This window comes from Pelovirga sp. (genome assembly GCF_059864205.1).
Window position 1 is genome coordinate 1 of record NZ_JCBCBS010000150.1, and the last position, 13,449, is coordinate 13,449.

At 49.5% G+C, this 13,449-nt stretch carries 15 protein-coding genes and 2 pseudogenes; 3 read left to right on the plus strand and 14 right to left on the minus strand.

Annotation, left to right across the window (positions count from 1 at the left end; all coding sequences use genetic code 11):
- The 8 genes from AC6F7T_RS09465 to AC6F7T_RS09500 all read right to left on the minus strand — a co-directional run.
- The coding region (locus AC6F7T_RS09465; RefSeq protein ID WP_500718224.1) for a type I restriction-modification system subunit M N-terminal domain-containing protein at window positions 1-542 on the minus strand (542 nt) is incomplete at its 3' end.
- Between the two features lie 180 nt (window positions 543-722).
- Window positions 723-947 carry a hypothetical protein gene (locus AC6F7T_RS09470; protein WP_500718226.1) on the minus strand — a complete coding sequence of 75 codons (225 nt, stop codon included), beginning with the start codon at window positions 945-947 and terminating at the stop codon, window positions 723-725.
- 52 nt (window positions 948-999) lie between these two features.
- Window positions 1,000-1,809 (minus strand): hypothetical protein, encoded by an 810-nt coding sequence (locus AC6F7T_RS09475; RefSeq protein ID WP_500718229.1) that lies wholly within the window; start codon window positions 1,807-1,809, stop codon window positions 1,000-1,002.
- Window positions 1,806-2,348 (minus strand): hypothetical protein, encoded by a 543-nt coding sequence (locus tag AC6F7T_RS09480; protein ID WP_500718231.1) that lies wholly within the window; start codon window positions 2,346-2,348, stop codon window positions 1,806-1,808. The genes AC6F7T_RS09475 and AC6F7T_RS09480 overlap by 4 nt, the downstream gene beginning before the upstream one ends.
- Window positions 2,349-2,364: 16 nt before the next feature.
- Window positions 2,365-3,624 (minus strand): hypothetical protein, encoded by a 1,260-nt coding sequence (locus AC6F7T_RS09485; RefSeq protein WP_500718234.1) that lies wholly within the window; start codon window positions 3,622-3,624, stop codon window positions 2,365-2,367.
- A gap of 591 nt (window positions 3,625-4,215) precedes the next feature.
- Entirely contained in the window at window positions 4,216-4,800 is a 585-nt protein-coding gene (locus AC6F7T_RS09490) for a hypothetical protein (RefSeq protein WP_500718236.1), read from the minus strand.
- 21 nt (window positions 4,801-4,821) lie between these two features.
- Window positions 4,822-5,205, minus strand: coding sequence for a hypothetical protein (locus AC6F7T_RS09495; protein ID WP_500718237.1), 384 nt, complete (start codon window positions 5,203-5,205; stop codon window positions 4,822-4,824).
- Window positions 5,206-5,213: 8 nt separating this feature from the next.
- Window positions 5,214-5,405, minus strand: coding sequence for an AlpA family phage regulatory protein (locus AC6F7T_RS09500; protein WP_500718240.1), 192 nt, complete (start codon window positions 5,403-5,405; stop codon window positions 5,214-5,216).
- A gap of 169 nt (window positions 5,406-5,574) precedes the next feature.
- On the opposite strand from AC6F7T_RS09500, the gene AC6F7T_RS09505 reads away from it, so the two are divergent.
- Both AC6F7T_RS09505 and AC6F7T_RS09510 read left to right on the plus strand, forming a co-directional pair.
- Window positions 5,575-6,273, plus strand: coding sequence for a helix-turn-helix domain-containing protein (locus tag AC6F7T_RS09505; protein WP_500718242.1), 699 nt, complete (start codon window positions 5,575-5,577; stop codon window positions 6,271-6,273).
- A gap of 3 nt (window positions 6,274-6,276) precedes the next feature.
- A complete protein-coding gene (locus tag AC6F7T_RS09510) occupies window positions 6,277-6,642 on the plus strand; it encodes a GNAT family N-acetyltransferase (RefSeq protein WP_500718243.1) in 366 nt (121 codons plus the stop codon).
- Window positions 6,643-7,598: 956 nt separating this feature from the next.
- On the opposite strand, the pseudogene AC6F7T_RS09515 reads toward AC6F7T_RS09510, so the two are convergent.
- From AC6F7T_RS09515 to AC6F7T_RS09540, 6 genes and pseudogenes are all read right to left on the minus strand, one after another.
- Window positions 7,599-7,700: pseudogene (locus tag AC6F7T_RS09515) on the minus strand (SEC-C metal-binding domain-containing protein); the annotation flags it as partial.
- A gap of 111 nt (window positions 7,701-7,811) precedes the next feature.
- Window positions 7,812-8,480 (minus strand): annotated as a pseudogene (locus AC6F7T_RS09520) (DUF1186 domain-containing protein); the annotation flags it as partial.
- A gap of 168 nt (window positions 8,481-8,648) precedes the next feature.
- Window positions 8,649-9,386, minus strand: coding sequence for a DUF4124 domain-containing protein (locus AC6F7T_RS09525; protein ID WP_500718246.1), 738 nt, complete (start codon window positions 9,384-9,386; stop codon window positions 8,649-8,651).
- 106 nt (window positions 9,387-9,492) lie between these two features.
- Complete coding sequence (locus AC6F7T_RS09530; protein ID WP_500718247.1) at window positions 9,493-10,401, minus strand: KpnI family restriction enzyme N-terminal domain-containing protein; 909 nt, start codon at window positions 10,399-10,401, stop codon at window positions 9,493-9,495.
- Window positions 10,398-10,829, minus strand: coding sequence for a DNA mismatch endonuclease Vsr (locus tag AC6F7T_RS09535; protein ID WP_500718250.1), 432 nt, complete (start codon window positions 10,827-10,829; stop codon window positions 10,398-10,400). The genes AC6F7T_RS09530 and AC6F7T_RS09535 overlap by 4 nt, the downstream gene beginning before the upstream one ends.
- Window positions 10,781-12,049 carry a DNA (cytosine-5-)-methyltransferase gene (locus AC6F7T_RS09540; RefSeq protein ID WP_500718251.1) on the minus strand — a complete coding sequence of 423 codons (1,269 nt, stop codon included), beginning with the start codon at window positions 12,047-12,049 and terminating at the stop codon, window positions 10,781-10,783. The genes AC6F7T_RS09535 and AC6F7T_RS09540 overlap by 49 nt, the downstream gene beginning before the upstream one ends.
- A 692-nt stretch (window positions 12,050-12,741) precedes the next feature.
- Here AC6F7T_RS09540 and AC6F7T_RS09545 point away from each other — a divergent pair.
- Window positions 12,742-12,957: a diguanylate cyclase gene (locus AC6F7T_RS09545; RefSeq protein WP_500718253.1), complete on the plus strand. Its 216-nt coding sequence runs from the start codon at window positions 12,742-12,744 to the stop codon at window positions 12,955-12,957.
- Window positions 12,958-13,449: the final 492 nt, after the last annotated feature.

Below are 13,449 nucleotides of genomic sequence, written 5' to 3' on the forward strand. Positions count from 1 at the left end.
GTGGCGATCAGGTCGATCAGCTCGCCTAATTTTGCCTGATCGATCTGCAACCGGCCATACTGCTTATTGAGAACCCCTTTGAGTTTGGGGTTGTCCTTCTCGATGGCATCGAGGGCATCGTCAATCAGACGGCCGACGCTGCGGATGGTGTAGGTGCTTTCTTTGCCATTCTTGATGACAATTTCGCTGCCGGGCGGCAATTTGGAATGGTTCTGCAACGTCTCCCAGCGTGCCAGCTGTGGCACCCAGAAGACGTTTTTCTCGGTGTAGTAGTCGCGAATTTCAAGTTCGGCGGCGATCTCAAGTTGATATTCCTCGTCGCTTGCGTAATCGCCGGAATCGAGAAAATAATCGTGATTTTCGTCTTTGAACTGAGCGGTCAACTCTTGGCGGCGGATATCGAAAGCATCAGAGATGTACTTGACGAACAGCAGGCCGAGCACCGCGTGCTTGTACTGCGCCGCATCGAGGGTGGAACGCAGCTTGTCAGCAGCGGTCCAGAGCTTTTTTTCAAGGTCGTGCAGAAACTTTTGTTCTGACATCTTAAATCCTCCAAAATAAAAACCGCCTGTTCAGTGCTCTTGCACCAACTCAAGCGGTTATCAACCATTTTACCTACCTCAAAATGGGCATCCACTCCTCCCGTGAAAATGCAAAAACATTAGTAATATAAGATATTTTTGAGAGGATGTAAATATATCTTTATGGACCCATGGCCTTCCCTAGAGAGCAGAATGGATTGGCAGTTTTTCAAGTGTGCCGTCAACCTCAACCCATAAATCGACGTCAAAAAAAGTGTATTGACCTCCGACACCTCCCTTGACCGGCCAAAACGGATCACTGGCAAAATCGACGGAAACCTTAAAAGCCATCGGTTTTTTGTTTTTACCCATCGCCTGCTGGTGACGATAGGTACTTTCTTTTCGGATCGTTGCGTAAACCTGCATTATGTCCTCCAGTCTATTAACGTTTCGCTTCTCACGACATAGGGGCTTCCGTTTAATATTCTGCACTTTCGGCGTCTATAGAATTGACCTTGCTTTGGATAAACCCTATACCACTTTGGTAGGTTCCAAATCTGAACCTCCGCCGCTCCTCCTCAGTGAACGCACGTATTCGCCCACCCAGTCTCACAGTCTCATAAACCGATTTAACAACCCTAGCGAGCCGATCACGAGTGGTTTGATCTGGAGTCAGATAAAGGACGCCACCATACTCACCTCTCTCCATGGCGTGCCAATGAGAGGCAATAATATCCCGATAACGTCGTTGGCTTTTAACTTCCCTTTCCATCTCGATACCGAAAGTTTCGCCACAAACATCCACCAGAAGATCTGGATATTTTGCGGACATTGATCGGCCCTTCTGCCCAGGAATCGACTGTTCAAACAGACGCACCCTGACCCCTCTTTTTTGGGCCTTAATCGCAAAGATAAGGACATCTTGCTCATGCAGATAATTCAACGGTGAAATTTTCCACCTGCCCGAGGGCAGACGTTCTGGAAGCGGCAATCCTTCAATAAAATAAGCTTCAGCCATTCCCGTCTCGGTAATTGAATACCAGATCCTTTTAGGCAAACCAGACAAGGTATGCGAACACAATAAACCGTCGGCCAGCAGCCCTTTCAGAGTTCGTGTCGCCGCAGGTCGCGACACATCAATCAATTCACAAGTGGCTTCGACATTGATCCAACCAATCAACCTGAGGATCGTCAGCACCTTCTCCCGCTTTTCATCCCTGCGCTGCAACCGTTGCTGATGAGACATCTGCGAGATTTTTTCAATAGCCTGGGCTTGTGCGTTCTTCATATGGTTTCCTCACCGTCCTCCAAGAATTCTGAAAAAGATTTTTCTTTGGTGACCTGTGCTCGTTTGGCGCGACCCTCTTCTCTTTGTGGCTGGCGAAAAGGACCTGCGGATTTGATCAACTGGGACGTGTCGAGCTTCTGGAAAACTGGAACGGGTGATGTAAATGCAAGCCGAGCGGGACCGACACCGACAACCACGGCCACCCCGGTCGGCAAATGCTGAACCATGTTGGTATCGATTTTTTGTCGTTCGATTTGGGCCACCATATGCTCGGTACGGGAGATCTTGCCTCCGGTTGCGTTCTCCTCTATACGTCGGGTTGTTTTGTTGACAACGATCTTTCCCGTCTGCCCAGCGATCCAGGTAGCCATCTCCTCCGTCGTCGACCGGTAAAGCCACTTTAACCCGGTGTTGTCGATAACCACCGCCGGAGAGGGAACGTCACCGGTATGCAGATCATCCAGGCTCTGATGGGCCAGGATGACGTTACATCCCTTGTCACGGACACTGCCCAAAACATCGCCCAGCTTCTTGCTCATCAAATAGCGGATTTCGTCAGCAAAAATTGTGATATGTCGTTGCTTGATATTTCTTTGCCGGGCCGAAACAAGTTGAACGATCCGTACCAACAACATTTTTTTGCAGGATGACCACAGCCTCGTCATCCATACTGCCAATAAAGTAGAGGCAACCGCCATTTTCCAGCGGTCCATCCAGGTTGACAGCATGAGAAGATGAAGACGCTTGTGCAGCCTGCAATTCTGCTATTTCCTCAAGCGATCGCCGGAACCCTTCACATTTTTCCACCAGATCCTCAGGCAATACGACCCCGACACGCTCTGCCAACATGGAAAGAGAAACAGGCCCCAGGTTTGCTAACCCGGCAAGGTGACGAGCGGCTGCGCGGTCATTTTTTCGATAGAAATCCGCATCGGTCCCCTTTTCACCGAGAGCGAAACCGGCAATGAAAAGACTGTTCAAATCTTCCTTGCTGATGCCCTTGAGCAGGTCGAACTGAGGCTGCTGGCCATTCCGCAGATCGACAAGGTGAAATTGTTTTCCAGCGGCCGCGCAACTCTCGGAGAGAACAGATGCTGCAAATTCGTCATTTTTTGGATCAATGACATAAACACCGTCTTCGAACGCGACGGATTGGGAGAGACAGACACAGGCCATGACTCCTTTACCTGTGCCGGTCGGGCCGCAGATCTGAACATGGGTTTTCTTCCAGGTATCGCGTGGCAAAGTGACCTGTTTTTTTTGCTCATCGATACCCAGAAACATGCAATCGTCCCTTCGGGCAGCTTTGAAATATTTGCGGGGATCGTATTTGAAGGGCTTTGGCAGATGCGATTCGATCGTTCTGGCATCGGTCATAAAATCATCTGACGACCCACAACCCAGACGCCGTGCGATCTTCGGCTGGAAATGGAAGCGCATAAAAAACCAGGCCAGAACACTGATCATCAGGCCGCCGCCAAGACCAACCTTGATCTGAGGTAAACACAGGACAGAGGCTCGCGCCAGACTCTCAAGCACTGCCGGAATAGTGCTTTCCGTGCCGGCATAAGCTGAGACGATCCAGTACGCTGCCAGCAGAAGTGAGATTGATGCCGTCAGTGCGATGGAGTAACAGCCCACCATCAAGAGCTTTATCTGCCAGCGTTCAGCTGCCCCTCTCCAACCGGTAGCGGCGAAGATTGAGGCAAGGACAGCCACGAAGCTGAAGGCGAGCATGGCTGTACGTTGCCAGAGCGTCATTTGCTGACATGCCAAAATATAAAACCAATATGATGAACTCAGAAATGCATCCACAAATGCCTTTCAAATCTCAAGCGGCGTACAGCCACGAACCGCCAGAGCCCCAGCTCTGGCAACTATTGCGGAGCCTCAGATAGCGCGTTCAGCGCTTACTGAAGCGAAGCAAAGATGGCCATCCACGGCCTACCGTGGATGAGCCGATTGCGCCCCCAGGCGGAATCGGCGTGCCTGAGGTCCACCGTCGCTCCGGTCACACCGGACGACCAACACAATTTCGGGTCCTAGGCTTTCGCGTAGCGAGAGACTGGGGGAAATTGGGTTGGTCGTCCGGTGGAGCGGCCGCAAAGCGGCTGAGGAAACGGTGCGTCAGCAAGACGGTGGACGCGGGGGCAGATTGAGGGCGTTCAGCCCGAAAGCAGGGGGCGGCGATCCCCCCATAGAACCTGCTGAAATGGTGCGTCCAGCGCCATGCGGGTTCACCACGTAACAACCGATTTGCGGTTGTTACGTCGCAGTAGGGTCCGCAATTTTCTGGGCGGACCTTGCTGCACAAGAATGTTTCTCGGCTATGTTTTTTGCGGTGGTTACGATTGCTGTAACTATCGGTAGAAACATGGTCGAGCAAGTTGAATTCCGCTTTGCCTCTCATGGCAGTTGGCTCTCCTCAGCCATCAGATGCAGGATGATCTCAGCCCTGACGGGTGGAAAATTTTCATCGATCTTATCCTTTGAGACGATTCCTTTCAGTTGTTCCTGAAGCCTTGGCAGGATGTTATCAAGCAACTCAAATCGATCTGTTTGAGGCCAAGACAAATAGTTCTGCCAGATCTCTTTATGCCTGGCAGCTATTTCTTGCTCCCTCAGCTCTTGCTCCTCTTGAGCAGCTGCCTTTTCCTTATTTTTCTCCTTCTGTCGCACCTGAGCCCTCAACTCCTTCAGTTCGTCAATATCCGCAGCAGAGAGGCCGCCACTACCCTTTATCCTTTTCTTGATTCCTTGAGCATACGCACCAGGCTTTGAGGGTCTGTCACGATCAACTACCAACCGGATGTACTCTTCGATTACGTCGTGGTGTTCATGATCATCATGAGGGTGTTGCTCCTGACCATGATCAGCATTCGCACCACCACCTTGTTCTTCATCATTCAGCCCTTGTACTTCGGTGGTGGTCTCTGGCGTAATATATGCGGTGGTCTCTGTATATAGAGGCGACGGCAAATCGGGGATCATGCTCCCCGTATACCGGCCACCTTAATCCCGGGTTTGCCTGAAGCTTGTTCCCGGGGATACGGGGGACTGTTGATTTTTAAGAATTTTTTCCAATTTGCCGAAATCAACCCGAAACCAAAGCCTACGAGGCATGCCTGCAAATTTTTCATTCCAGAAAGTCGTGTTCCTTAGCACCTTTCTGGCAGTTAACTGCATACCTTCGGACAGAGCAGTCTCTTCCTCCCATTCTTGCGCAGTGTGATACCACCACCCCTTTCCGGGACAATCATGGGGCCTCAATTTCGGGATTCTTTGTTGCCAGTAAATCGCCTGCGATAACATCACCGCAGCAGGAACACTGCCCAGGATACGGGCTAAGGCAGGATGGTAGGCAACTGGACGCACCAGTAGATCGACAAGTGTCATGGGTCGATCTAGTAATTCTTAGCAATAGACGCCTGGATCTTCTCCTGGAGCCACTCCTCGATGGCTTGCTCGCTCCACCTGGACGCCTGACAGATTTTTATTGCAGGTGGAAATTCATCCTGGCTGATCATTCGGTAGACCATCGACCGGCTAAGTCCTACCCTCTCCAGCACCTCTGGCAACCTAAGCATTTTTGTCATGGTTTTCCTCCTTGCGTTGTGAGCAGGAAACTGCAAAGAATAACTTGCCAAACTAGCTCCCATACCCTATTCTTCCAAGTAAATCCTTGCGTATTAGCACAATACTTTGCATGTGCATTATTATGCAAGTCTTTACTTTATCCATTCCCGTTTTTTTTGTGGAGAACACATGTGGAGCATTGAGTTAGCGATAAAAACCATTAGGGAAATTGAGGGATTATCTCAACAAGAATTTTCTGAGAGGGTTGGATATTCTCCTGCCTTGCTTTCCCAAGTAGAGTCCAAAAAGAAAAACCCATCCGAAAAACTGATAAATGCTATCTGCAAAGAATTCTCCGTTGATCGTACGTGGATTGAATCAGGAACAGGACAGCCATTCAAAGACAAGGGGAAAAGCAAAGAACTTATTATTCAGATCAAACGGCCAAGTACGCAAAAAACGTTACTCGCGATTTCTGCGTCGACAGCTTGGATAGCTCCACTTTTTTCTGTAAGTGTCGCAGCTGGAGTCGCAGTTGAAGCCGTCATCAACAAAATGCAAAAGCTCTATAAAGCAAAAAATTCCACAGAGCTTGCAAGAAAATTAGACATAGAAAGATCGACTATTACGAGGTGGGTACAGACGAATAAAATTCCTGAAAAATATATCAAAAAGGTCTCTAATGAGTTTCAGATACCAGAAGAATTTCTAAGCCTTGATGATAATTTAATGGAGACATTTATTGATGCAATGGTTACATTCACAGAGGAACAAATAGATTTCACAAAAGAAAATGAGGCAGATAGAGAAGTAATTAGAAATCATTTCCTCAAAAGATTCGGGCTTGAGACATGGGAAAAAAACAATTTCCGAAATTATGATGAGTAGCTCATGGCCAAGAACCGCTTAGATCTCGAAATAAGACATGATGCTAAATCAGCAAATTGCTATTATGCCTATAATAACGGAGAACTTATCGCATCAGTTCAAATACCGTTAAGTTCGCGCACATTATCAGGCGATGTATCAGTCCTCAGAATTGAGGTGGCCGAACAATACCGCAGAAGGGGTGTGGCCACACAACTATATGATCGAATTGAAGCTGACTTAAAATCACGTGGACTCAGGCTTACGCCCAGCGCAAAAATGCTCTCTCCAGATGGACAAAAGTTTTGGGACAACAGGAACCCTCAATTGCTCAGGGAGATCAATCCCTATGTTCGTAACGGCATGGGCGTGATCCCAGCAAAGGCATAATAATCTCGGACAAGTTACGAAATCCGCTCTTAGCACACATAAATAGGGGTACCCTTAGGGGTACTAGGCAAATCCCACAAGCCGAAAACCATTAGAATTCAACAAGTACCATAATTTATTCGACTCCGGCCTTCGGTACCACTAACAGCAAAAAGCCTCTGGTTCGCCAGGGGCTTTTTTGTTGTAAATACCTGTCCATAACATTCCACACAAATCCATTTTTAGTAAAAAACCCCGCCCAGAGGACTGGGGTTTCTACCTCAAACTAAATCAACGCCCTTCTCAAAGCCCAAGGAATGAATATCCTGAACGGCAGCAAGCTCTTCTGTCAAATCTGCCAACCGCATCTCGATATCCCACCCTTCACAATCTGTGGCATTTTCGAGTGCTTGTACCAGCAACTGCTGTGCCCGTTGAAAATCAGGGCGAAGATTGAAGCGTTGACTGTCAAAACTCAATGCGCTCGACAGAATCGCATACCCCTGTGCGGTGTCTGGATGTTGTTTAATGAATTCCTGGATGTGTGAAAAAGCTTCGTCCGATTTGCCAAGCACCAACAGAAGATAAAATATGCTCTCGTGTAAATTATTCTGCAAGACCGGATTCATGGCCGGGAAGCGTTCAATAACCTGCCGACAAAATTGCAGGCCATTTTTAACAGCAAAAAGATTGTGATGCAGATTTTCTTCGATCAGGCTTTGATAGTCCTGCAACCAGTTACTGAAGAAATCACAGTTTGCAAACAGCCCTTCATATTCTCTGCTTCCAGGATCATCAACGCCCTCGGGAAGAAAATCTTGAGCTGTCTGCCAGGCATTCCACCAGCAGTCCAGGGCGCGATGCGGCCAATGCTGATCCTGATAATAATACCCGGCAGCAAGCCATTCATCGGCTAGTTCCAACCCCTCGGCAGATACCGAGGTAGCTTCTATAAGTGCTTGATTCTGCTGATCAATACAACATTTCTTGTATTTTTTTCCACTCCCGCAGGGACAGGGCTCGTTACGACCGATCTTAACGGCTTTCGGTAAGGATTTTTTCAGCCGTGCCGCGCGTGGCTCCCGCAACAGCTCCACAGAATCAGGATCGGGATGATCGTTCTGCTTATCCCAATTTTGGACAAAAAAGGACATCTCACCCTCGGCCTTAAAAGACTCTGATTTGTCCTTAATGCGGGTCAACTGTTTTTCCACAACAGAACGATTCAATCCAGTCTTAACCTCTTCAAGGGTTTGAGGGCCCGGATGAGCCCACCCCCGCTGATAGGCACGCTCAATCCAGGGTAGCGCTTCGTGGAGACCCAGATCCTCCGCAAGTGAGACGGTGTCATCCCAGACATAGGAGGGCCTGTGTTCCAATCTGTGTTCCAGCAAATCGAGACAATAGCGCTTCATCTCATTTAATTCGACACCCCCTGTCCCCACCAGAACATAGAGTGCCTGTAAAGACGCGCAGCGGGCGAATTCATAAAGGGTTTCATCCTCGATGAGGGATTTGATCTCGTTGATCCGCCCGGCGCAGGTGCGCGCCAGCATCTCCTTCATATTTTCAGTCAGGATGTCCCCAAGCAGGTCACTTAGTATCAGGTTTGGCAGACGGAGAATCCTGACATAACGTTCAAAAGCTGCGTCACTTTGCCTTTCTGCACACAGAAAGAGTGAATATAAAAACAGTGCTGTCCGTTCTTTGTCCAATGGGGGTTGATCTATGCACCGATCCAGCTCCGCCAGCAAAACCGGCTCAGCTTCATGCCAGTTATTGCGGATGAAATTCAGCGCATCTCTCGGGACTTTCGGGGAAAAGGGCTTCAGGGCATTCAGTGCTTGATCCAGGGTCATATTAAAATCTCCATACTTGCTGACAATTGCGGTTGGGACAGCCAGACAGTCTCGCGGTCCAGCTGGACATCAAGACGGGTTTTTCCATCAGAGGCGTAATAAAGAAGGGTATCATTTGGCTCGTTAGGTTGCAATTCGTCCTCCGTAGGGGCGCGATTCATCGCGCCCCTACAGCGAACAATACGCCTCTAATCGGGTGATATCCCATTCGGGGCGACGACCTGTACCATTCCAGCGTGAATCGACTTTGATTTCAAATAACCTGGAACCGAAATCACCGAGGCTGACGCTGTCTGTACGCCCCGAAATCTTCCTGCCACGATCACTGTGTGCCCAAGCTTTGACAATCAGATTATTGCAAGCCTGATCGCCGGAAACCCGCCCGGAAATGACCACGTAACCGTGCTTCTGTCCGGCGCTGATGTTGGAGAAGTTGTATTGGGGAGGACCGTTGGTGTTGGCAGTCTGTGCCGACTGACTGACCAGCTGTTGTGCCTGCTGCCTGGTCCGGACCTGGTGCTGATCAACCCGGCGCTGGATATCTGCTGAAACAGAAACTGAGCCGATTTGCGGCAGGTGCTGAACAACCGCTCCCCGACCTGAAGGCTGGTCGGAGTAAACCGGTCGCCCCTGTTCATCGACCCAACGGTAAACGCTGCTGCCGGAAGATGGTGGTGATTGTTGCCTTGAGACAGATTGCCGAGGTTGCGGTTGAGCTGTTTCCGCCTGCGGTCGAGGCAACGATCGCTGAACCGCAGGTTTGCTGACCGGCAGTACCGGAACCTGGAATACCTGCTGAACCGGGGGCTCTGGCGGGAAAAAGCGTTGTTCGAGCATTGGCCAGAACAGGGCACCGGCAAAAACAAAAGGAAAACTGAAGCACATCAGACGGATGAAAAGGTGCATGGTGGTAATCCCCCCTCTATTGGGCAGGGCTCGCCGTGCTCTGCTTCCTCACGAATTCGGTATTGTGCCCCCTGCATACACATTGTGAGCCCAGAAATTGAATTTGTTATTTCCTGTGTATTTCATCATGACAAACCGTGCAAACAGTCACCAGGTTGCTTGCCGTGTTATCGCCGCCTTGAGCATGGTGCTTTTTATGATGCAACTCCAAATGGCGGGGGTCGGACCTGTTCCATTCATCGTGAGACCATTGGCAAACCGTGCATTTGTAGTTATCTCTACGCAGAACATCTCTTTTCACCGGGTCGGGAATACTCCTGTCATGCTCGGGACTCTGACGGTCGGCCTCCAGCAAATACATACCGACTTCCAGGTCCGGCCGTCCGGTATTTCTGGTGACCACGGGCCAACCATATTCCGTGCGCAATTCTCTGACACGCCTTGCCCATTCTGATTTGTCCTTCGCCAGATATTTCAACTCTTCGCCGGTGACGGTTTGTCCAACGTTTTTGCGAAGATATTTCAGGATTTTGTCCCGGACGGAAGAAGTTTCCCTTCTGATTTCATTGGCAAGGTTCCAACGATGTGCTGCGTCTCTATCCTGCTCAGCGGAAAGCAGAATATAGTCGGATGGACCCATCGTTGTCATATCGATATTCGGGAGCGGAAATTCGTTTTCTTCCGCCATCTGTCTGGCTGTCAGTCCGCTGACAATCGACCAGCCGAATTGGACTTTTAGTTCCCGCACTCTGCGGGCATATTCTTGGATGCCGGAAACAACCAGCAGTTCATCACCACTGATGATCACCGCCGGATATTTTTGGAAATAATGAAGGATTCGGGCTCTGGCGCTTCCGGCTACAGTTGGCGGTATCAGCGATTTGCCGAGGTCACGAAGGTGGTTAAAGCAGGGAACCAGAGCAAGCACTTTGTTGCGTAAACTGCCGGATTGCAACTCCTGCTCAAAGTTTTCCAGCAAGAACTGCAGCTTATTTCTGATGTCTTCGGAATTCATCTGCCGTTTTCTCTCAATGTTGTTGTCTGCAAAAACGAAAGGAGCTTGCCCCTCAGCATCTCCGTATCTTTTGTCTCGCAACCCCAAACAATCAACACATCCCATCCTGCTTGTTGTAATGCCCTGATGTTGGAGCGGTCTCTTGCTATGTTTTTGTCGAGTTTGTCACGCCAGAAGGACTCATTTGTCGTTGGCCTTTGGGAACGCGAACAGCCCTGATGGCTATGCCAGAAACAGCCGTGGACAAAAATGATTTTTCTGTGCTTCGGCAGAGTGATGTCCGGTTTTCCGGGCAAATCAACTCTGTGGAGTCTGAATCTATAACCCAATTGATGTAGGACGGAGCGAACGGCAAGTTCCGGTTTGGTATTCTTACCGCCTACACGCGACATGTTGCGGCTTCGTTGTTCCTTTGAGAAGACGTCCATAGTTCGCACTTTTGATCAAGTAGTAATCTCACGACATCCGCCACTCGTGCAGCAAGCAGAGGCGGAACGGCATTACCGATTTGCTTGGCAATCTCGATTTTTGAGCCTAAAAATTTGAAATCGTCCGGAAAACTCTGAAAGCGCGCCGCTTCACGGTGAGTTATCGGCCGATGTTGTTCCGGATGCAGATAGCGGCCTTTTTCCGGCTTGAAAAATTCGGTACGAATCGTGACCGAAGGCTTATCCCACCAGAGTCGGCCAAACAGGTCGGTTCCGCCGGACTTTTTTCTGATCCAGCATTCAGGGGTCAGTTCCGGAGCAATTCGTTGGAGATCAAAGCGATTCATCCCTTCAAGCGGAATTGTCCGGTAGCGCTTGCGACTCAGTTCCGTTGGCGTTCTGCCGAAGTGTAAATCCAACGGTGGAAGCACATTTCGAATCTCCGTTCCGACAGGAACGGGCAAGTCGGCAATCGCGTCTCTGACCGTTTTCCATTTCGGCGGTGATGCCAGATAATCCTCTTTATTAAACGGGAGTATTAATGTTTTTCCATTACCATTCCCGTTGGGATTAAAGTGCGTTTTACGAGGCGGGAACAACATCGAAGGGTCAGCAAACTTACACCCGATAATAAAAGCTCTGGTCCGTGTCTGGGGTACACCGAAATCGGCGGCAATCAATTTATCATGCCAAACGTGAAACCCGAGAGACTGTGCGGCGCGGACAATTTCCGCATGCTCAAAAGTACCAAGAAGTTGCGGAACGTTTTCCATCACAAAGATGGAGGCTCCTGATCTTTTAACCACTTCCAGATAGGGAAGCCACAGTTCTTTACGGGGATCGTTCTCACGATTTTTGTTTAAAAGGCTGAACCCCTGGCAAGGCGGACCGCCAATCACCACATCCGCTTGAGGGATCACAATGGATGAATCCTCCAGAAGATCAACGATGTCACCGACGACACAATGCCGACCAAAATTTTGATTGTAGGTATCAACGCAGAATTGATTGAAATCGTTGGCCCAAACAGAATGAAAAGGTTGACCAAAAGCCTCTGAGAAGCCTAATGACATCCCCCCGGCACCACAAAACAGATCTATAAGGCGATACCTTCGCGTATTAAACAGCAACTTCCCGGAACAGCGGAGACGGTAGGCTGCTTCATCTTCTTTAAGGAGACACGATTTCTCAAATTTCGTTTTTTTTTCAGCGGTATACATAAACCTTCAGTCCGATTAGAGGAGATTCAAGCAGCTGCAACATTTTAACATTATTAAAACGGATCAGCAAAATTCAGCAGTCCGAATTATGCGGCACAGATGGGACAAAAAAAGTCACAGGTCGCTCAAAAAAAACCGCCCCAGCCAAACGGCCACAAGCGGTTGTTCTGTTCATATTTTTCCCCTGAATTTACCCGGTCCAGACATCCCACCCTCCAGCGAAAGTCGTTGAATTCATGACAGACTAAACTGACCGGGGGTGAAGGTCAATCACTTGTCACTTGTTCTGCAACGATGCTATAGAATCTCTGGGCGCAATGAATTGTGTCCCCTACAGAGAAGCAGGTCGCGTACCCATCCGGCACTCCTCGAGCCACGGCGATTATCTGTCATCTACCTTTTCATTGGAACGAGACATACCTGCCTGATTGTGTTAGATTTTTTGAGCAGTTACATGGTCTGACAAACGGCACTTGCAGCGTAAGCTCTTTTGCCCCTCAACAGCAGAAAAACAACAGCTTTGTCCGCAAGGTCAGAGCCTCCTTTATTTTGGATTCAATGTGCGCTGGCTTAACGAGAAAACCTGGCGTAAGCCCAAGGCATCGACAACAGAGGTTGACGCGGACATCCTGACCCTGCCGTTCGCTGCTTAACATCAGTGCGATCTACTGATCAGCCCCGAGCACTTTCTCTTGATCCGTCAATTCCATCAGGATGTTCTGAATCAGCTGGACATGCTGGGGACTTTCCTGCAGTCAGCCTCGGTTGTGTTGCTGTGGCCGGTCACCATCTCAATCGGCGTTGCGGCTTTTCCCGGCGACACGGGCGACACCGAAAAACTCATTAAATACGCCGATCAAGCCTTGTACCGGGCCAAGGAATCAGGGCGTAATCGCACCGTTGTCTAGAGCGATTCTATCCGGGGTTCGTAGTTTCGGGGGGATATGTTATTTGTTGGCTGATCAAAATTCCCTTTGACAATCCACAAAAAATAGCTACTATGAAGTTGCGCCGATTTGAATATCAGCTTGCGGGCGCTTGATAAATGCGGCTAAAGCGAGGGTAACCCGTTTTGGCTGTGCAAGAGCCATAGCGGGTTTTTTGTTGCCCGACATATGATGAAGTTTCACGTCGCCGAGTTAACGACAACTTGCAGGGCGACTCACAAATTCTGCTAAAGCGTCAACTGCCGACCCTCTCCCCGCAGGCAGCCCATGACGCCTGAACTCTTGCGGGGCAAGGAGGACGGCCATGTCACAACAGCAGATCAAACAAACCCGGCAATACCCATCAGCACCAGAGAACTCGATTCTTCAGCACCAGACAGCACCCCCCGCCCGACCTTTAGGCCGCTACTGTGGCCACGTTTTTCTCTATTGGGATCCCGAGCATTTTCACAA

Bases quoted from the DNA above. Each gene is read 5' to 3' on its own strand.
- AC6F7T_RS09470 (WP_500718226.1), bottom strand. From the start codon at position 947: ATGCAGGTTTACGCAACGATCCGAAAAGAAAGTACCTATCGTCACCAG.
- AC6F7T_RS09475 (WP_500718229.1), bottom strand. From the start codon at position 1,809: ATGAAGAACGCACAAGCCCAGGCTATTGAAAAAATCTCGCAGATGTCT.
- AC6F7T_RS09480 (WP_500718231.1), bottom strand. From the start codon at position 2,348: ATGAGCAAGAAGCTGGGCGATGTTTTGGGCAGTGTCCGTGACAAGGGA.
- AC6F7T_RS09490 (WP_500718236.1), bottom strand. From the start codon at position 4,800: ATGATCCCCGATTTGCCGTCGCCTCTATATACAGAGACCACCGCATAT.
- AC6F7T_RS09495 (WP_500718237.1), bottom strand. From the start codon at position 5,205: ATGACACTTGTCGATCTACTGGTGCGTCCAGTTGCCTACCATCCTGCC.
- AC6F7T_RS09500 (WP_500718240.1), bottom strand. From the start codon at position 5,405: ATGACAAAAATGCTTAGGTTGCCAGAGGTGCTGGAGAGGGTAGGACTT.
- AC6F7T_RS09505 (WP_500718242.1), top strand. From the start codon at position 5,575: ATGTGGAGCATTGAGTTAGCGATAAAAACCATTAGGGAAATTGAGGGA.
- AC6F7T_RS09510 (WP_500718243.1), top strand. From the start codon at position 6,277: ATGGCCAAGAACCGCTTAGATCTCGAAATAAGACATGATGCTAAATCA.
- AC6F7T_RS09525 (WP_500718246.1), bottom strand. From the start codon at position 9,386: ATGCACCTTTTCATCCGTCTGATGTGCTTCAGTTTTCCTTTTGTTTTT.
- AC6F7T_RS09530 (WP_500718247.1), bottom strand. From the start codon at position 10,401: ATGAATTCCGAAGACATCAGAAATAAGCTGCAGTTCTTGCTGGAAAAC.
- AC6F7T_RS09535 (WP_500718250.1), bottom strand. From the start codon at position 10,829: ATGGACGTCTTCTCAAAGGAACAACGAAGCCGCAACATGTCGCGTGTA.
- AC6F7T_RS09540 (WP_500718251.1), bottom strand. From the start codon at position 12,049: ATGTATACCGCTGAAAAAAAAACGAAATTTGAGAAATCGTGTCTCCTT.